Genomic DNA, 19,521 nt, shown 5'->3' with positions numbered 1-19,521 from the left:
TCGCGCTGCAGCCTGTCATCCCGCAGGAAGCTTGTGAATTGGGCCTCGCGCTTCATCAGATGAACTTGCTCCCGGCGGAATAGACTCATATGGTCGGCCCAGGAGGTAGACTTTGCAGGTATTGCTCACGCCTTTGAGGTTGATTTCAGCGCTGGCCACATTTTCCGGCGGCTGCGGCAGAAGATCAAAAGCCGCGGTAGACACCAGAAAACTGTTGTTGAGCTGTTTGGTGGCGGCTTGAATGCGCGCCGCGACGTTGACGGGATAGCCGATTACGCTGAGCGCGCCGTCCAGGCCGATGCCGACATGGCCGCAGATCACGCGGCCAAAATGAAAGCCCATGCCCACCGCAATATGATGCCGGAAATACGGCTCGAGGTAGTTGCGATTGAGAGCGGCGATCTCAGTTAGAATTTGCAGCCCGGCGGCGACACCATGCTCGGCGGCCGGCGCCGGCTCTTCCTCCAGGCCAAAGACCGCGTACAAGCCGTCACCGGCGACTTCAATGACGCGGCCACGATGGGCTTGGAGCGCGCGCCGCACCACCATGAAGAAGCGGTTGAGAATGTGAATGACATCGTAGGGCAGATGGGTTTCCGCAAAGGGCGTGAAATCGCGGATATCGAGAAAGAACAATCCCAGCAGGCGTTCTTCGCCCAGGCTGTGCCTGGCCTGGGAGGGAGCGCCCGCCGCGATCATGTCATAGTCGGTATCATCGATGATCAAGCGATGCAGCCGCACCGGTCCGCCGGTGACCCGGGTCTGGCAGGCCAGCCGCACTTTCGGCGGGAAGCCCATCTTGGCCGACAGCGCGAGCTCCGCGGGCGTTGGCGGCGTGAGAAATTCGGAACCGCTCTCGACCAGTACGCGACAGGTGGAGCAACGCGCGTTGCCGCCGCAGACGTGGTAGTGCGGCAGACCGGCATCAAGCGAGGTTTCCAGCAGCGTTTGGCCGGGCTGGATCTCCAGCGTGCGTTCGTTGACGAACTCGACGGTATGGGAAACTTCTGCGCTCATGGAGGCGAAGGCAGCGAAAGTGATTTTTGAAAAACTGCCAGAATATTGCTGCGTATGGCCGCAAATCCCGGCAGGCGCGTGAAGGCATACCACAGCCCAAAGAGCATTGCCGGCGCGAGCTGCGAAAACGAAGTCTGTTCCAGCAGCGTAATCGAAACCGCCTGGAGAGTGCCGGCGCCCCGCCGCATGCGGCGAACAGTATTGAAACGATGCTGCGTCGGGAAAACCTCGTGCTCAGCAACGCCGAACATTTTGCACAGCAGCCATTTCTTCCACTTGAATGGCAATAGGCGCGGCAGCAGCACCAGTGGGCTGTGCGCATTGGTTGTCAGCACCAACAGCCTGCCCTCGGGTTTGAGAATGCGTTCGATTTCCTGCAAGTCTTGTGGAATGCGCTCGAGATGCTCGACCACCATGCGCAGCGAGACGAGATCTGCGCAACTCGAGGCCAGGGGCAAATGCCGCAGGTCTGCCTGAACAAATGGTGCATTGGCAGCCGGAATGAGGTCGATGCCCACTGCCAGGCGGCAGTTCCCGCCCAGGCTCGCGGCCAGCGCGTTGCTGCCACAGCCGGCATCAATCCAAACCGTTTCTGGTGCCAGCAGTGAGCGCAGCACGGCCTCGTAGACCTCCCAGCGCGGGCGATAATCCGGAAAGCGGCGGCGGAACCAGCGTTCGAATTTTTCTACCAATAGTCAGAAATTCCGGGCTTGCTTGGCAAGAACTCAACTTTGTGGAGCCTAACTCAAGCGCGCGAGGCGCACGTGCAGAGGCCAGCGCACGTGCCTGGCCTGTTCGGGGTTGCCCCAAAGCGGCGCAAGCCCTCCACCCAATTGCGGCACGGGATCAAAGCCGCGCGCCGCGATGAACCGCTGAGTTGCTGACCAGGTACGGACATAGCCGAGCAAATCATGCAGGCGCCAGTGCGCCGCCATTTCGAACGCGGGTGCGGTGAGCTCAGCGAAGGGCAGGGGCAATTCGGCAAACCGGGCGCCGATCCATTGGCGCTCTGCCGGCCAGAAGGAGCCGACGACATTCAGATTGAAATCATCGAGCAGCGCGTCGATCGCCGGCGCAATGCGGAGCAGATCATAGCTCCACACTGCCAGGGCGCCGCCGGGCTTGAGCGTGCGCCGCACTTCGTCATAAAATGCTTCGAAACGAAACCAATGCAGCGCCTGCGCGACGGTGATCATGTTCACCGCTCGCGAGGCAAGGGCGGCGTGCTCCGCCGCCGACACCAGGTAGGTCACACGCGCATGCGGCTGCGCCTGCGCAATTTGCCTGATGCTGGGATCGGTGGCAATGACGCGGGCAAAATGCCGGGCGAGTGCCAGCGCGGCCTGGCCGCTGCCGGTGCCGCAATCCCAGGCACTGTCATGCTCCGGCACCAGGCCGGCGAGAAAGGCAAACAGCTCGTCCGGGTAGCGCGGGCGATACCTGGCATAATCTTCTGCTTGTTTGGAAAAATGATCTTTGAACGCCATCTCAGTTCGGTAATTGTTTTTCCTGGCGAATTTCGGCGACGCCTTTCAAGTTGAGCGCGGCCACGCCGGCGCGCACTGCGGTCATGAAACGGTCGCCGGGGTCGATCTTTTCCGTGCGATAATTGGGGTCGCGCTCGCGCCACAGCGGATGTCCGACGAATTCCAGATACTCATGATGGCCAATCAGATACTCGAGGGTGGGGAATTTCTGCACCAGGTAGCGCACCAGCTTGATGTTTGCCTCCACCTGCTGGCTGGTAAGATTGTCCAGGCCGTTTTGACCGCCGACATTTTCCACCCCGATCGCCTCATAATTCAAACCGATGCAATGGCGCGCCATCCAGTTTTCCGGCATGAGGCGGAGAATGCTGCCGTCTTGACCGACGAGAAAATGAATGGCGACGTTCACCTCGCCGGCGCTGCGCAACTCGGGGCGTGAAGCCGGCAGCCGCTCCGGAGCAAACGCGGCAAATGATTTTTCGAGATCAGCGATCGCGGTCCAGTGCAGGACGATCACGCGCGGCGTAATCGTGATGTCCGGCACGGTCAGGCCGTAGTGGCCGGCAAGATAATCACGGGTGAGCTGCACGCGTTCTTCCGAAAACGGAATGGGTCGGTCAATGATCTTGATTGCCGGACCGCAACCGCAGAGGGCGCCGATCATCAGAGCGGCAGGGAAAAGGCTGCGAATTCGTGTTGGCATGGTCAGACTCGGATTAGAAATAGCATCGTCGTGAATTTGCCGGCGAAGATGGCAAGAAAATCTCTTGCTTTCAAGGGGAATTCGCGGAATGGCGTATCGCTCCAGGCCGGGGCGCAGGGGCACAGGAAGCGCGCGTGTCTCGTTTGCAGCAGACTTGTTGTCTGCGTTACGCTATGTCACTGAGGCAATTCCGAACGCCGGGGCCATGGCGCGGTGTGTGCCACCGACTTGAAGGACCGCTGGTTGCGAGCGCAGCTCGTCTCCGTCCGGCACCGCAGCCCATTTGCCAAGATGTTTCTGCGGCAGCTTTGCCGGCGGGTCAGAGTCTTCGGAGTTTCATGACACGCGACGTCTTTGCATCCTCGGCGTCGCCGAAGTTGCGAACATTCTCGGACTGGTACTGGCTGTGCTTGAACTTCCCTCTGCATACTCTGGCACGTTTACTGCAGGTTTGTTAGGGCAGTCGTCCAAAAACAGGATTTGCACTTGCAATTGTGGTTGGACTTACAAATCTGAATCACGCTGTCTCAAGGTGTTTCAGATTCGTATGGCAAGCAGGACGCACAGATCACCTCTCGCCGGGCAGTAGAAAGAGCAGCCCGGGGATTCTCAAGGAAGTTTGAACCTCTGCCAGGAGGGCGTCGTTCAAACCAGCAGCGGATCAGGATGATCGCGAAGTTCGCTCTTGATCTTTGTTTCGTTGTTTGGGCTGGCCGGCAGCACAGTCGGCGGCAGGGAAGCCGCCAGGGAATGGATCAAATGCCCACGCATTGCACAGGACAGATTCGGCGGGCGATTGAGCCACGGCGCCAGGCACGGCGCCGCTGCTGATTCCGGCAAGCCAAACAACTTCACAACGGCAGCGCGCAAGCGTTGCCGGGCTCAGGCAGGAGCCCAGGGCCAGGGACGACCCGAACGCGCTTCGGCGCATTCTTGGTACCACAGCTTTGCACTGCATCCGAACTGGCGCGGTGACCCACGGAAGGTGAGCCGCGCCTTTTTTATTTTCTGCACGAATGGCACGCCCGGTTCGGGCGCTTCCTGTGATCATCATACCTCTTGCGCCGGCAAAGCATGGGCGGCTGCGTTATTTTCATTGCAATTCGTGCGCATTTCCTCTATTTTGCACGTTCAAATTCCGGACAATCTTCCTGACTTCACGCGAAATTTCAGCCACTAAAGTGCACGGTTATTGACGGATTCCTATGGGACTTTACCAATCGCCTATCCGCCGTTTCTTGCAATACCTCAGCCTGTTTGCATTCCTGACGTCCACTGCGCTGGCGCAAGACCTGATGCCACTCGACCAAATCAAAGCGGGCATGAAAGGCAAGGGCCGCACGGTGTTCAGCGGCTATCAGCCTGAAGAGTTCGACTTCGAAGTGGTCGAAGTGATGCGCGATTTCTACCCCAAGCGCAATTTGATTCTCATCCGGCTGGACAGTGAGAATGCGCGCTTCACCGGCGTCGCCGCCGGCATGAGCGGCAGCCCGATTTACATTGACGGCAAACTCGCCGGCGCACTCTCTTATTCCATCAGCGTATTCCTGAAACAGCCACTCGCCGGCGCCACGCCGATTCATGAGATGATCGAGATCATGGAGCGCGAAGCCGCGCGCGAGCAGGAACTTGCGGCGTTCACTGCGGCCGGCGACAATCCGTTTTTGGAAATGGCGCTGGGTCTGGCCGAACCGGCGTGGGAAAATTTCATCCCGCAAACGCTCTTCCGCAAGCGCATGCACGCCGCCGACCAGATCAAACCGTTGCCTTTGCCGCTGGCATTCTCGGGCTTTCAATCCGCTTTGGTGCAGCAAGCCGCCGGATTGTTGCAGCCCGCCGGCCTGCTGGCGGTGAATGGCGGTGCCGTGGCGGGTGAAACCGTCACCGCCGATCAACTGATTCCCGGCGCGGCAGTTGGCGCCGTGCTGTTGCGCGGCGATGCCACGGTCGACGCCATCGGCACCGTCACCTATCGCCAGGGCAATCGCGTGCTGGCTTTTGGCCATCCGTTTTTTGATCTCGGGCCGGTGGAGATGCCGATCGCGCTCGCCAAGATTCTCACGGTCGTGCCGAGCGAATTGAGCGCTTTCAAAATCGGCGCGAGCACCGAAGTACTCGGCACGTTGCGCCAGGATCGCACCACCGGAGTCTATGGTGAGGTGGGCGGCATGGCGAATCTGGTGCCACTGGCCGTGACCTATGCCAGCGAAACCGGCAGGGAAACCCGCTTCCATTTCGAGTTCACCGATGAGCGCGCGATCAGCACGCTGATGCCGCTGGTGTTGCGTTTCGTGCTGGTGAACACGCTCGAATCCGCGCGGCTGGCCACCGGCGAAAACAGTCTGCAGCTTAGCGGCGAAATTCGGCTGCGCGACGGCGCCAAAATCAAATTGGAGAATTTCTATCCCGGCATGTTGCCGATCGCCGGCCAGGGATTTTTGAATGGCATTCTGCAGGCGACCGGCGAGATTGCCGCGTCCCTGGGCACGGTGATGGCCAACGACCTCGAGCCGGTGAAAATCGCGGGGGTGGATTTGCGTTTCACTTCGCTGCCGGGCTGGCGTTACGCCACCGTTGAGCAGGTGTGGCTGGACCGCAGCCTGGCGGGGGCGGGCGACAGCATCAACGTGTTTGCGCGAGTCAAAGCCTATCGCGGCCCGGAGGTGGTCGTGCAGCAGCGGCTCACCCTGCCGAAAGTGCTGGAGGGCAATGTGCTCACGGTCACGGTTGGCGGCAGCCGCGAGTTGACGCGCCAGGAGCAGCAATTTTTCCCGGGCCGCTTTTCCCCGCGCAGCTTCGCGCAATTGGCGGCGTTGCTCAATGAGCGCCGGCGCAACGATGCGCTGTATGTTCAGGTGAGCACGCCCGATCGCGGTCTGATCGTCGAAGGCGATGAGCTGAGCTCCCTGCCGCCCACCGCTTTCGCGATTCTGCAGGCGCAGAACTTGAAGGGCAACACCTCGTTTGCGCGGCAGCGGGTGCTGGCAGAAGCGGCGCAGCAGGTGGTGTTTCCGGAGACTCCGGCACGAAAGAAAACAGAAGCCAGACCTTATGCCATTGCCGGCATGAAGATGATTCGAGTGAGGGTGAAGTAGTGACGTTCTGACCACTGGGTTGATTGAGGCCGTGCCGCGAGGTGATTACAGCATGGAACGTGAGGCGGAATATCAAGGCGCATCAATAAATCAATTGCCCACGTATCTGCTCTATATCCGGGTAACTCAGCTTGAAATGATTTCAACACTGGAATCCCGGCTGCAGAGGAAATCTCTCTCGGGGTTGAAGAGGAGGGGCGGATTATTTTGAAGAAAGTACCCACCCGAGAAGTTCAGGACGGGGATGAGATCAAATAGCGGCATGGCGTTCAGGGCACTTCAATCTGATGACGATCATACGAGTCAAGATGAGATACAATACAGAGGTGATTCTGCAACTTTGCACCGAGGAACCCTCCCATGGCCGAACTGAAAACCAAAGCCCCCGGCAATTGTATGTTTTCAGTTTTATGCTATATTCAAAGATTGTCTAGTGGTTGTTGATCATGCTCTAGGTTGCCAACCCGTCTTTGGGAGATTGAAATGGAACAGATCGTATTTGATGAAAGCCGACTAAAGGATGTATTGAAGACGGCTTTAATTGAAGTGCTGGAGGAAAGAAGAGCTTTGTTCTCGGAGCTTTTTACCGAGGCCTTGGAGGATATCGCGCTTATTCACGCCATTAAAGAAGGTGAGACGGCAAAAGCAACGAGCAAAGAAGAAATCTAAAGAATAATCGAGGCGAAGGCGTGACGCTGGAATTCAGAAAGAGTTTTGCTTGAGATCTCAAGAAGTTCAAAGAGAAACAATTGCTGCAGCAGATAAGGGAGATTATCGAAGAATTTGATCAAGCGACGAATAGCGGGGCAATCAACAATCTCAAACAGCTTAAAGGCGGAGAAAGCTACTATCGTATCAGAATTGGGGATTATCGGATTGGATTGAAACTAGAAAACGAGCGTGTTGTGTTCGTTCGGTTTCCGCATCGAAAGGGAATCTACAGATACTTTCCGTAAGCTAGCCAATCATACTGCGCCAGTGTAAAACATCAACATATTGCGATCATCTAAGAGTATCGTAGCTTGAAATGGCAAGCATTACGCTCGCGACATAAAAATTCGAGCAGTAATGTGCTAGTGATGATCGGTTCAGTCGAAATAGATTTTCTACAGAACGAAGGCTGCCTCATTCCACCCAAGGACTCTCCCATGGCCGAACTCAAAACAAAAGTAAACAAACAAAGTGTCACCAAATTCCTCAACAGCATCACGGATAAACAGCGCCGGCAGGAATGTCTCACGGTGCTGGAGATGATGAAGAGGGCCACCAAGGCTGAGCCGGAGATGTGGGGCAGCAGCATCGTCGGCTTCGGCCGCTATCACTACGTCTATGCCAGCGGGCGCGAAGGCGATTGGTTCCTCACCGGGTTTTCGCCGCGCAAGCAGAATTTGACGCTCTACATCATGGGCGGGCTTACGCCGCACCAGGCGCTGCTGCAAAAGCTGGGAAAGCACAAAACCGGCAAAGGCTGTTTGTACGTTAATAAACTGGAAGACATTGATCTGCCGACGCTGCGCAAGTTGATCGTGGAAGGCACCAAGCTTGCGCGCAAACTCGATCGTGCACACAAAACGCGGAAAAAATAAGATCGAGGATGAAACTGACTGCTGTTCATCAAAAAGTACCTAAAGGCTCCATCGGATTTGTTGAAGAATTACCTGGCGCGAATACGCAAGGTGAGACATTAGAGGAAACAAGAAGCAATCTGCAAGAATCCATTGTCATGGTATTGGACGCCAATCGTACGCTTGCGGAGGAATCTTTGCAGGGCCAGCAAGTCATTCGTGAGTCATTAACCGAATAGAGGCGCAGTCGTGCCAGCCCAAGACGCCACGCAATCGTTTGACGAAAAACGCCGCGCCCTGGCGCGCTCGGTGCGCCAGTGGAGCGTGACGGACCTTCATCGTCAGTTGGAGCAGGCCGGCATCTCTCGCGCCTGCGTCTTGTTCGAGAATGGTGAATTCACGCTCTCGCATCCGCAAATTTTGGCGCCGGTGCAGGCGTTCTTTGAGCTGTCCCAGGATTTCAGCAATCATGAAGGGGTTTTCATCGGCCGGGAAGACGGCATTCCCACATTGTTCTTCGCGTTCGTGCACGACACCCGCCGCGGCCTGGCACAGGGCGGACTGCGCTTCTGGCGCTACGACAGCGTCGCGGAAGTCCTGATGGACGGCTTGCGCCTGGCACAGGGCATGACCCGCAAGAATGCGCTCGCCGGTCTGTGGTGGGGCGGCGGCAAGGGCATCATTCCGCTGCCGCCCAATCTCAAAATGCCGGATGAACGGCCGCCCGGGCCTGAGCGCCGCCGGTTGTTCGAGGCTTACGGCCGCTTCGTTGCCAGCCTGGGAGGCATTTACTACACCGCGGAAGACGTCGGCACCAAAACCGCGGACATGGACGCTATTCTCAGCCAGAATCGCTTTACCACCTGCATTTCAACTGCGCTCGGCGGCAGCGGCAATCCCTCGCCGTTCACGGCGCAGGGCGTGTTGCGCGGCATGCAGGCCGCGTGGCGCTTCATCACCGGTTCGGATGAGCTGCGTGGTGTGCGGGTGGCAGTGCAAGGCGCCGGCAACGTCGGCCGGCCGCTGATCGAAATGCTGGATGATTTGGGCGCGGCCGTGTGGATTGCTGACGTGAATGAGCAAGCCATTCAGTCACTCAAGGCCAAGCGGCCACGGCTGCATGTGGTTGGGCCGGAGGAGATTTTCGATCTCGTGGCGGATATCCTCGCCCCCTGCGCGCGCGGCGGGGTGATCAATGCCCATACCATTCCGCGGCTGAAAGTGCGATTGGTGTGCGGCGCGGCCAACAATATCTTGTTGGAAGAGCGCTACGATCCCGAACGGCTCTGGCGGCGCGGCATCACTTTCGTGCCGGATTACGTCTGCAACCGCATGGGCATCACCAATTGCTGCGATGAGTGGCACGGCTATCTGCAGGACGACATCCGCGTTGCCGCCGAGCGCGTTTATCCCGATACGCTGCGCGTGCTGCGGCATGCCCGCAATTTGTTCATTCCGCCCACGCAAGCGGCGAATGAACTCGCCGATGTCGCCGCCAGCGAGTTGCATCCCATTCTCGGGCATCGCGGCCGCCGCATCGTCGATCATTTGCTGGCTTCGAATTGGAGCGGCGCCGGGCGGATGCGCGCGCACGACGCCACTCGCCCGATTTTCGATCCGCCGCTCGATGAGCCGGCGCTGCGGCTGGCGTGGGACAAACAGGGCCGTTTTCGCGGGGAGCATGGCAGTCTCGCCGCCGCGCCGATCTCCGCAGTTTCCAGTCCGAATTTGGCCTCGTTCACTTCGCCCCTGCTGCTCGATGTGCGCGCCCGCGCCCGCGAGTTGCTCACCAATCAGCGGCCGCGGCGCGTGCTGGGCACGGACCACGGCGGATTGGCGCTGCAGCTCGCGATCGAGAACTCGCTGCCCTACGAGCGCGAGGAAGTGGGCCGGCCGGAATTCACCGCGATTTGCCGCGATTTTTTCAATCGCAATGATGCTGCGATTCGCGAACAAATGCAGCAGCTCGGCATTGGCTTCGATCAGGCCGGCTGGCTCAATCCCATGGCCGAGGCGGGCCGGCGCGCAGTCGAGCGCTTGTTCTTTAGCCTCAAAGATGCCGGCTTGCTCGTGCGCGAGAAGCGCTGGGCTTACCAGTGCCCGCGCTGCAAAACCGTGCTGGTGGCCTCGGAGGTCAGCCGCGCCAAGCTCAAAGTCGACCATCATTACAGCATTCGCTTTCGCACCAAAACCGGCGCACTCGAGACCAAGACGCATTTTCCCGAGCTGGTGCTGGGCGCGGTGGCGGTGGCGGTGAAGGCGGCCGGCCCCTTCGGCCATTTTGCCGGACAAACGGCCTCGCATCCGGTGAGCGGCGTGGCGTTGCCCATTCTGGCGGTGCAAGAGCTTGCCGCCGATGCGGTCTTTTTGGTGCCGGCCCACCATCGCAGCGATGAGCAGATCGCGCGCCAGGCGCACCTGGAAGAGGCCATCGTGGTGTTTGATGAGAAGGGTGCGGTGAGCGTGCCGGGCTATGAGCCTCTCTCGCCGACGGAAGCGCGGCGCAAGGTGCTGGAACACATCGGCGCGGATGCAACTCAGATCCCCGGCCATGAGGCGATTGATGCGCATCGCTGCCAGCGTTGCGAATCGGTGGTGTATCAACGCAATTCCGCGCAGTTGTTCGTGCGCGTGGAAGCCGGAGCCGGCCACTTGCGCCGCGGCATCGAGACCGGCGCGGTGCGGTTTTCGCATCCGCGCTGGCAGGAGCGCGTGCTCGCTCACCTTGCCGGATTGGAGCCGTGGTGCATTTCCCGGCAGCATTGGTGGGGCAACGAGATTCCTGAAAACCCGCAGGAAGTCTTGTCCACCTGGTTTTCGCTGGCGGCCTGGTCGCTGCAAGGCGCCGGTTGGCCGGCCCAGCCCGTGCCGGCGGCCATCGAGGAAGTTTTCGTTGATCCGGATTTGTTGCTGCGCTGGGTGGTGCCTTCGCAGATCGTCGCCTATCTGATCACCGGCCGGCCGGTGTTTCAGCACATTCAAGTGCACGGCAGTCTGCAAATTTCCGAACGCGCATTGTTGCCGCAGCCCGGCGCCGCCGAAGATCTGGCCGATGAAGAGCGGTTTCACTTTCGCATGGTACGCCGGCCCATGCGCCACAGCCTGGGCAATGTGGTGCAGCCCAGCACGCTGATCCGCCGGTTCGGCGCCGATGCTCTGCGTCTGGGCTACTTGCTGTGCGTGGAAAGTGGTTTTCAGGAAGTGGCCTCCGCTTCAGAAAGCAAGCTGCGCCGTGGCCGCAAGGCGGTGCATTTGCTGCTGGCCAAGCTGGCGGGCTTGCACAACCTGCTTGGCGAGGCGAAGCCGGGCGGCGAAGCGCGGCCGGCTGACCGCTGGCTGATCGCGCAGACGGTGGCCGCGGCAGACGCCGTGCACAATGCTTATGAGGCGCAGCACTACGCCGCAGCCGCCGTGGTTCTGATCGAGATGATCGAGGCGTTTGGCCGCTATGCCAATGTCGTCGCCGCGCGCAAGCAGGCGGGCAGCAATCCCGGCGTCCCGCACGCGACCGTGGCCGCAGTCATCGCTCGCCTGGCCACGGCCTTCAGTCCGATTTGCCCGTTCTTGTTCGAGAAAGTTGCCGCGTGGACCGCGGACCGCTTTGCGGACGCGGGCCCGGCGCCGGCGGCGGAGCCGTGGATGGATGATCTCGTGCGCCAGATCGCGCAACGCCGCAACGATATCGATCTCCTGCAAACGCCGCTGCCCAAACTCGCAGATCGCGATCGTGAAGAGATCATGAAGCTAACCCGGAGTTTCTTGAGATAGAATTCGTCAATGAAGCGGCGCCGCCGCACACCTCATTTTCAGGAGCAAGTTCACCGCATGCCTTTCGCAGAATATTTCGACCATAAAACCTGTGAGCCGGAGCTTTACCGCCGCTGGGAGCAAAGCGGCTGCTTCAACGCTGACCGCGATTCCAACAAACCGGCCTTCACCATCTCGATGCCGCCGCCCAATGCCACCGGCACGCTTCACCTCGGCCACGCCATCATGCTCGCCCTCGAAGATCTGATGATTCGCTGGCGCCGCATGGCCGGCGACGAGGCATTGTGGGTGCCGGGAACGGATCATGCCGCCATTGCCACGGAAAACGTGGTCATCAAGATGCTGCAGAAAGAAGGCATTGCCGATCCGCGCAAAACGCTCGGCCGCGAGGAATTGGTGCGCCGCATCATCGACTACGTCGCCGGCGCGCAATCCACCATCCGCGCGCAGATTCGCGCCATGGGCTCGAGTTGCGACTGGTCGCGCGAGCGCTACACCATGGACGCCGCGCTGTCGCGCTGCGTCACCGCCGTGTTCAGCCGCATGTTCCGCGACGGTTTGATCTACCGCGGGCCGCGCATCGTCAACTGGGATCCGGCGCTGCAAACCACGGTGTCGGACGATGAGATCGATCACGTCGAGCGCGAGGCGAAATTCTACACCATGCGCTACGGCCCGTTTCTGGTGGGTACCAGCCGGCCGGAAACCAAACTCGGCGATACTGCGGTGGCAGTGCATCCCGATGACCCGCGCTGGCAGGCCTATCTCGGCCAGACCATTGCAGTGCCGTGGCCCAAAGGGCCTACCATCACCGTCAAAGTGGTGGCGGATGCGGAGTTCGTCGATCCGGAAACCGGCACCGGCGCGCTGGGCGTGACTCCCGGCCACAGCCAGGTCGATTTCGAGATTGCACGCAAACACGGCCTGCCGCTCATTCAAGTGATCGGCGAAGACGGCCGCATGACCGAGGCCGCAGGTCCCTACGCCGGCATGACGGTGCTGGAGTGCCGTGAGGCATTCGTGCGCGATCTACAGGAAGCCGGGCTCATGGCCAAGATCGAAACCTACACCCAACCCATCTCGATTTGCCATCGCTCGAAACAGCCCATCGAGCCGTTGCCCAAAGAGCAATGGTTCATCGACGTCAACAAGCCGGCGATGCCCTGGCGCGGCAAGTTGCTCAGCCTGAAGCAGGTGATGAAATCCGTGGTGGAATCCGGCGAAATCCGCATCGTGCCAGATCACGAGGAGAAGAAGTATTATCACTGGATCGAAAACCTGCGCGACTGGTGCATCTCGAGGCAGATTTGGTGGGGCCATCGCATTCCGGCATGGTATCGCGGGCCGGAGGAGTTCTACGTCGGTCATCGCCCGCCCCAGGGCGACGGCTGGGTGCAGGATCCGGATACGCTCGACACCTGGTTCTCATCGGCGTTGTGGACGTGGAGCACGCTGGTCGATCCCAAGCGCGCGGCCGATCCGCAGCTCGACCTCAAACAGATTCTCGCTGCCAGCCCGGATTTCCAGCGGTTCCATCCCACCTCCGTGATGGAAACCGGCTGGGACATTCTGTTCTTCTGGGTGGCGCGTATGATTCTGATGACCACCTACGTCACCGGCCAGGTGCCTTTCCGCGTGGTCTATTTGCACGGCATGGTGCTGGACAAAGACGGCGAGAAAATGTCGAAGACCAAGCCCGAGACCAGCATCGATCCGCTCGACGTGATTCGCGAAGACGGCGCTGATCCGCTGCGGCTGGCGATGGTGTTGAGCAGTTCCGCCGGCCGGGACACGCGCCTCTCCAAAGAGCAGATCACCGCCTGCAAGCGGCTGGTCAACAAGATCTGGAACGCCGCCAAGCTGGTGGAGCGCAGCCTCGCTGCCGCGCCGGCCGCGGCGGGAACGCCCGCGCAGGTAGAGCATCCCGTGAATCGCTGGATGTTGATGCGGCTGAAGACGCTGATCGCCACCGCCAACAATCGCCTCACCGGCTATGCGTTCAACGATGCCGCCGAACACATACGCGCCTCGTTTTGGGGCGAATTCTGCGATTTCTACCTCGAAGCGATCAAACTCGAGTCGCTCAAGCAACTCGGCGAGACCGCGGCGGTACTGCGGCACGCATTCGATTGCTATTTGCGGCTGTTTCATCCGTTCATGCCGTTCGTGACCGAGCAGGTGTGGCAGGAGCTGGGGCGGCCGGAGTACTTGGTGCGCGCGGCGTGGCCGGAGATCGAGGCGGCGCACGATTGGCCCGCGGAAGTGGAAGGCGTTGATGCCGTGGTGCGGCTGCTCACCGAGATTCGTCGCATTCGCTCGGAAAAGGAGATTCAGCCCAACGCCAAGGTCGATGTTTTGATTCAACCGCGCCAGCATGCCCAAATTTTCGCAGCCTGCCGCGAGATCATTTCCCGGCTGGCACGCACGACCGAGCCGGTAATCGAGAACGCGCCGCAGAGTTCCGCCACCGCGTTGCGCAATGCCGTGGTGGCGGTGGATGCCGCGTTCACGGTGGCGGTCAGTCTGAGCCAGGCCGACCTCGCGGTGGAGCGCACGCGCCTGGCCAGGCAACTCGAGACCGAGCAGCAGCGATTGGCGCGCCTCGAGCAGAAGCTGAAGGATGAACGCTTCCTGCAGCAAGCCAAGCCCGAGTTCATTCAATCCACCAAAGCGGAAGCCGCCAAGATCGGCGCCACCATCGACTCGCTGCGGGAAAGACTGGAATCGCTGGCCTGACTGCCGGGCGCATTGCCGCGCGGAAAAATCTCAGCTTTCTCGTTTCCAAAAGTTGAACGCGGAGAATGCGGACCTCTTGTTTTTGAATGATTGATGCGATGTGAGATCAACCAAACCGTTTCGTGATGACTGACAGGATTACAATGCACAAGCGATCGTATGCTGTTCTTTTGGCCGGAATGCTCACCACGAGTCTTCTTGCCGCTACGGCCACCTTCAAAACCTTCTCAACACAGGAACAATTGGAAAAAGGCAAGGCGCAGGGCATCGCGATCAACGCGCAGGGCCAACTTATCCTGGCGCCCGCGGTGCAGGAGCTTCACCGGCCCAGCCTGCCCGCGATTTGGTGCGCAGCCGCCGATCCGCAGGGCAACGTCTATCTCGGCGGCGGCAACCCCGCGCTGGTGTTGCGCCTCGCTGGCCGGCAAAAGGCCGATACCGTCTTCGCCGGCAAGGAAGTCGCGGTGATGGCCATGACTTTTGCCGGTGACCGCCTCTACTTTGCGACCTCGCCGGACGGCCAGATCTACCGCTACACGCCCGGCGGCAAAGCGGAGCCCGTTCACCAGCCCACGGCCAAATACGTGTGGGCACTCGAATCGGGTGTCGGCGGCCGCGTCTTCGCTGCAACCGGAGAGCCCGGAACCGTCTTGCAGATTTCGGCCGCCGGCCAAGTCGAAACCTTTTTTGAATCCGATGAAACGCATTTGCGTTGCCTGCGGTGGGACGAGCGCGGCCAGGTGTTGTATGCCGGTTCGAGCGGCAATGGTTATCTCTATCGCCTGACCGCAGACAAAAAAGTTTCGGTGCTGTACGATGCGCCCTCCGCCGAGATTGTCGCCCTCGCGTTGCACAACAATGGCGATCTTTATCTCGCCGGCGCTGCGGCGGGTGTCATGCCGTTTCTGCCGGCGACGACTGCGCCAACCGCTGCACCGTCCGCGGGCGCGGAAGTGAGCGAAGAAGATGATGAAAACGTGATCATGATTCCCGCGAGCGGCGAGGTGACTGTTTCTGTCTCGGAGGTGTCCACGCCCGGCGGTGCCACTCCGGAGGCCGGCGTGGGCGCGATTTACCGCGTTTCTCCCCACGGCATTGCGAAAACGTTGTGGTCCTCGCGCAGCGAGCGCGTGCACGCCATGCTGTTGACCACGGCTTATGCCACGAAAGAGGAGAGTTTTCACCTGCTGGTCGGCACTGGCGACAAGGGCAAAGTCTTTCTGCTAAATGCCGAGGGCAGCCGTACTCTGTTGCTGGAATCTGATGCCAGCCAGATCACCTCGGTCGGTCCGGAAGCGAAAGGTCAGATTGTTTTGACCACGGCCAATCCCGGCGTGGCTCAATTTCTTGGAAAAAGCCCGCGCAGCCAGGGAGAATACCTGGCGGAAGTGATCGATGCCGGCGCGCCGGCGCAGTGGGGCGCGGCCGCCTGGCAGACGAATGCGGCCGCGGCCGTGAAGGTTTTCACCCGCAGCGGCAACACCGGCAAGCCGGACCGGACGTGGAGCGACTGGACGCCGGTGCCGGCCACCGACGCCAGCGGCGCGATTGCCAGCCCGGCCGGCCGTTTTCTGCAATGGAAAGTTGTACTCTCCAGCAGCAGCGAGCCGGCGGCCTCTGTGCGGGAGATGCGCATTTCATATTTGCAGGCGAATCTCGCGCCTGAGATCACGCAAATCAAAATCTATCCGGCGGGCGAGGCTTTTCCCGACGCGGCGCAGAATGCCAACGATCATGCTGCCGAGAGCAGCAGCGGCGAGGCCAGCGCCGGCACGCCGCCGGCCGGCCGCAAGACCAATCAAAAGGGCGCGCAATCCTTCGGCTGGAAGGCGCGCGACGAGAACAAGGATCAGCTCGAGTTTCAATTGGAGATTCGCGGCAGCGGCGACCAATCCTGGCGCGAGCTGGCGAAGAAATATCGCGGCCAGGTTTATACCTTTGACAGCCAGTCGCTGCCCGACGGCGAATATCACGTGCGCGTCACGGCCAGCGACCGCCAGAGCAATCCGCCGGCCGCAGCGCTCAGCGTGCAGAAAACCAGCGAGATGTTCCTCATCGACAACACGCCGCCGGCCGTGAGTGCGCTCACTTTTGCCGCCACCGCGACCGGCCGCGTGGCCACGTTTCAGGCCAGTGATCGTCTTTCACGTTTGAGCGAGGCGTGGTACAGTCTCGATGCCGGCGAGTGGCAGCTTCTCTATCCGGTTGATCAGGTGGCCGACCAGTTGAGCGAGCGTTTCCAAATTCCGCTGGCGGCGGAGGCGCGCGGCAAATTGCTCGCGGTCAAAGTCGCGGATGCCAACGGCAACGTCGGCTTCAGCAAGGCGGTTGTGCCCCAGTGATAATCTCTGCGTCAGCAGATCCGATTCGATTCGAGCAGCAAAGGACCCTGATGATTTCGACCAACGAACTACAGCAGATCAAATCTCTCATTCACTCGAACCATCGCTTTATTCTCACCACGCACGTCAATCCGGACGGTGACGGCATCGGCTCGGAGATCGCGCTGGCGACCTATCTGCGCAATCTCGGCAAGGAAGCGCTGATTCTCAACCACAGCGAAACGCCCGACAATTGCGAGTTTCTCGATCCGCTGGGTGACATTCAACTCTACCGGCCGGAGCGGCACGAGCAAAGCGTGCGGGAAAGCGACGTCGTTTTTATTCTCGACATCAGCGATTGGAAGCGCCTGCGCGATTTGGGTGAGCTGCTGCGCACGCTCGCGCTGCCGAAAGTGTGCATCGATCACCATCCGGTCAATCAGCCCTTTGCCGATCTCGATGTCATTTATCCGCCCGCTTCTTCCACGGGCGAGTTGATTCACCGGCTGCTGGTCTATCTCGGCGCCAATCTGCGCGGCCGCATTGCCGAGGCGTTGTACACTGCGGTGATGACCGACACCGGTTCCTTTCGCTATTCCAACACGTCGCCGGAGGCGCACCGGGTGGCGGCAGAGCTGCTGATGGCCGGCGCCAATCCGCATCAGATTTATCAAAACGTTTATGAGAATCAGCCGCCGCACAAGATGCGGCTGCTCGCCTACATTCTCAACAATCTGAAATACGAAAAGGACGGCCGGCTGGTGTGGTTCGTGGTCAACCAGGAAACCATGAAAGCCACCAACACCACGCCGCTCGACACCGAAGGCTTCGCCGATTTTCCGCGCACCATTCGCGGCGTGGAAATCTGCATCATGTTTTTGGAAACCAAAGACGGCAAGACCAAGATCAGTTTTCGCTCGAAGGGGCGCATCGTGATCAACGGCCTGGCCAATCAGCTCGGCGGCGGCGGACACCCGTTTGCGGCCGGCGCGCTCGTGGACGGCACGTTGAAGAACGTGATCCCGCAGGTGATCGAAGAGGCCAAGTCCCTGTTCTGAGCGGCGCGTTTTGCATTTGTCACGGTTTCGGGGTCTTGCCGTGAAGTCGTATCGTCTTTCAGCCGAGTGAACAGCCTCATTTGCCTGTATTACCCAGGCAACATACTCGCACACCGGCAAATCTTGACCGAGTGAGAATCTCAATCTCAGGGAAGATTCCGCTGGCCTGACCGCCAGAGTAAAAGCGCTTCCTACAGCCCAGCAGCGTTGCCGCGTAACCAGGCTCGGGACTGCACAGGCCGACCCTGAAAGCACAGCAGTGATATCTCACTCCGGCCGTATTAAATCTTCGTAACAATGATCTTCCCGCTTGCAAATCAGCGCCAAAGCCGTATTTTGCGTCCCGGTTTGCTCCGGGAAGAATCGTTCATTATCAAATCTTGCCGTTTGCAAGCCGGAATCATGAGGTCGCAACATGAGCGCAAGTCCGGCACGTTCCCGCAAAGTTACCCCCCCGGGCAGTACTGCCACGCCAACCGCCCAGAATCGCTCGCAGCCCGCGCAGTTTGGTCCACAAAAGGCGCCGCCGTTGCTTTCCGCTTCCGCCCGCCACTATTGGCGTTTGGGTGTGCCGGAACAGCTCGCCGTGCTGCTGGCCGAAAGCGGTGAAGCGATCATCAGCGCTGACAGTCAGGCTCGCATCGCACTCGTCAGCCGGGGTGCGGAGAAGCTGCTGGGCTATTGCGCCGCGGACTTGTTCGGACAGCCGGTGTGGCAGCTCTGGCAACCGCGCAGCCGCGACCGGCGCCGCCTGCTTTCCCGCTTGCGCCGTGAGAACGGCAGCTTGCAGCATTTCGAAACCAGCGTGGTGCGCCGCGACGGTGCGCGCCTTCCCATCCGCGTATCGATATCCTGCGGCTTCAATCCCAGCGGCTGGCCGGTGACGTTTCTGGTGATTCTCCAAGATCTTGCCGCGCAACGGGCCGTCGAGGCCCGGCTGCAACAGCGCCGCCAGGAACTGGAAAGCTACGTGCATCTCATTACCCACAGTCTGAAGACGCCGCTGCTTTCGGTGCAGGGCTTCGCCGCGTTGCTGCGCGAAGAACTGGGCGCACAGCTCAACAAGGAGCATGCGCACTTTCTCGACCGCATTCAGCACAACGCCGCGGTGATGGAACACCGCATACTCGACTTGTTCGAATTCTCCCGCATCGGTGTGGCACCGTCCCAACGCGAGTGGTTCGATCTCGGCGAGACCATCGCCGGCGTGCTCGAAGATCTCGCCGCGTTGGCGCACGCCGCGTCCGGCCCGTCTTCTTTCTCGAATGCCGAAAGCTGGCTGGTATTGCCGCCGCGCTGGCCGCGACTCTTCGCAGACCGCCAAGCCCTGCGCACCGTGTTTGAAAATCTGTTGAGCAATGCCATCAAATACCGGCGGCCGGAAGTGCCGCTGCGCCTGGAAATCGGCTGGCAGGAGCAGCCGGCGGGCCATGATTTCTGGGTGCGCGACAACGGCATGGGCATGCCGGCCGAGTTCCTGCCGAAGGCCTTCGAGTTGTTTCAGCGCAGCCCACAGGCGCATCACATCGCCGGCACCGGCGCCGGCCTGGCAATTGTGCGGCGCCTGATTGAGAACCATCAGGGCACGGTGCGCCTCGAGTCCACGCCGGGCGCAGGCACAACCGTCTTTTTCACGCTGCCGAAGCTGGAATTGCTGGTGGGGTGAGATGATTGGCGAGGGGAAATAGCGACAGGTCCGTTGGAAAAGCTCCCGCCCCAGCGCAGAAAAACGGAACCGTTCGTTAGGCCAACGGGCGTTGACCGCGATCAC

Annotated in this window: 15 protein-coding genes; 11 read left to right on the top strand and 4 right to left on the bottom strand. The window is 60.3% G+C overall.

The window, feature by feature from the left end; all coding sequences use genetic code 11:
* Positions 1–15 precede the first annotated feature (15 nt).
* Genes L6R21_10440 through L6R21_10425 form a run of 4 tightly spaced genes read right to left on the bottom strand, consistent with a single transcriptional unit; the run spans position 16 to position 3,207 of the window.
* Positions 16–1,017 (bottom strand): adenylate/guanylate cyclase domain-containing protein, encoded by a 1,002-nt coding sequence (locus L6R21_10440; GenBank protein MCK6559605.1) that lies wholly within the window; start codon positions 1,015–1,017, stop codon positions 16–18.
* A complete protein-coding gene (locus tag L6R21_10435; protein MCK6559604.1) occupies positions 1,014–1,709 on the bottom strand; it encodes a class I SAM-dependent methyltransferase in 696 nt (231 codons plus the stop codon). Before L6R21_10435 ends, L6R21_10440 begins: the two co-directional genes overlap by 4 nt.
* A 48-nt stretch (positions 1,710–1,757) precedes the next feature.
* Entirely contained in the window at positions 1,758–2,504 is a 747-nt protein-coding gene (locus L6R21_10430; protein ID MCK6559603.1) for a class I SAM-dependent methyltransferase, read from the bottom strand.
* A 1-nt stretch (position 2,505) separates the two neighbouring features.
* Entirely contained in the window at positions 2,506–3,207 is a 702-nt protein-coding gene (locus L6R21_10425) for a peptidoglycan recognition protein family protein (GenBank protein ID MCK6559602.1), read from the bottom strand.
* 685 nt (positions 3,208–3,892) lie between these two features.
* Here L6R21_10425 and L6R21_10420 point away from each other — a divergent pair.
* The 11 genes from L6R21_10420 to L6R21_10370 all read left to right on the top strand — a co-directional run bounded on the left by L6R21_10420 (position 3,893) and on the right by L6R21_10370 (position 19,416).
* Positions 3,893–4,387: a hypothetical protein gene (locus L6R21_10420; GenBank protein MCK6559601.1), complete on the top strand. Its 495-nt coding sequence runs from the start codon at positions 3,893–3,895 to the stop codon at positions 4,385–4,387.
* Between the two features lie 115 nt (positions 4,388–4,502).
* Positions 4,503–6,302, top strand: coding sequence for a hypothetical protein (locus L6R21_10415; protein ID MCK6559600.1), 1,800 nt, complete (start codon positions 4,503–4,505; stop codon positions 6,300–6,302).
* Between the two features lie 483 nt (positions 6,303–6,785).
* Positions 6,786–6,971: a hypothetical protein gene (locus tag L6R21_10410; GenBank protein ID MCK6559599.1), complete on the top strand. Its 186-nt coding sequence runs from the start codon at positions 6,786–6,788 to the stop codon at positions 6,969–6,971.
* An 80-nt stretch (positions 6,972–7,051) separates the two neighbouring features.
* Positions 7,052–7,258: a type II toxin-antitoxin system RelE/ParE family toxin gene (locus L6R21_10405; GenBank protein MCK6559598.1), complete on the top strand. Its 207-nt coding sequence runs from the start codon at positions 7,052–7,054 to the stop codon at positions 7,256–7,258.
* 192 nt (positions 7,259–7,450) lie between these two features.
* Positions 7,451–7,888, top strand: a complete 438-nt coding sequence (locus tag L6R21_10400; GenBank protein ID MCK6559597.1) for a DUF1801 domain-containing protein — start codon at positions 7,451–7,453, stop codon at positions 7,886–7,888.
* Positions 7,889–7,896: 8 nt separating this feature from the next.
* On the top strand, positions 7,897–8,106 hold the full coding sequence (locus L6R21_10395) for a type II toxin-antitoxin system HicB family antitoxin (protein MCK6559596.1): 210 nt from the start codon (positions 7,897–7,899) through the stop codon (positions 8,104–8,106).
* 10 nt (positions 8,107–8,116) lie between these two features.
* Positions 8,117–11,635, top strand: coding sequence for a class I tRNA ligase family protein (locus L6R21_10390; GenBank protein MCK6559595.1), 3,519 nt, complete (start codon positions 8,117–8,119; stop codon positions 11,633–11,635).
* Between the two features lie 57 nt (positions 11,636–11,692).
* A complete protein-coding gene (locus tag L6R21_10385; protein MCK6559594.1) occupies positions 11,693–14,371 on the top strand; it encodes a valine--tRNA ligase in 2,679 nt (892 codons plus the stop codon).
* 143 nt (positions 14,372–14,514) lie between these two features.
* On the top strand, positions 14,515–16,713 hold the full coding sequence (locus tag L6R21_10380) for a hypothetical protein (GenBank protein ID MCK6559593.1): 2,199 nt from the start codon (positions 14,515–14,517) through the stop codon (positions 16,711–16,713).
* A 50-nt stretch (positions 16,714–16,763) separates the two neighbouring features.
* Positions 16,764–17,750, top strand: a complete 987-nt coding sequence (locus L6R21_10375; GenBank protein MCK6559592.1) for a bifunctional oligoribonuclease/PAP phosphatase NrnA — start codon at positions 16,764–16,766, stop codon at positions 17,748–17,750.
* A 415-nt stretch (positions 17,751–18,165) separates the two neighbouring features.
* Positions 18,166–19,416 carry a PAS domain-containing sensor histidine kinase gene (locus tag L6R21_10370; GenBank protein ID MCK6559591.1) on the top strand — a complete coding sequence of 417 codons (1,251 nt, stop codon included), beginning with the start codon at positions 18,166–18,168 and terminating at the stop codon, positions 19,414–19,416.
* The last annotated feature ends 105 nt before the right edge of the window (positions 19,417–19,521 follow it).

Source organism: bacterium (assembly GCA_023150945.1).
Taxonomy (GTDB): domain Bacteria; phylum Zhuqueibacterota; class Zhuqueibacteria; order Zhuqueibacterales; family Zhuqueibacteraceae; genus Coneutiohabitans.
Note: the sequence above shows the minus strand (reverse complement) of the source record. Positions and strands in the feature narration are given on the sequence as shown.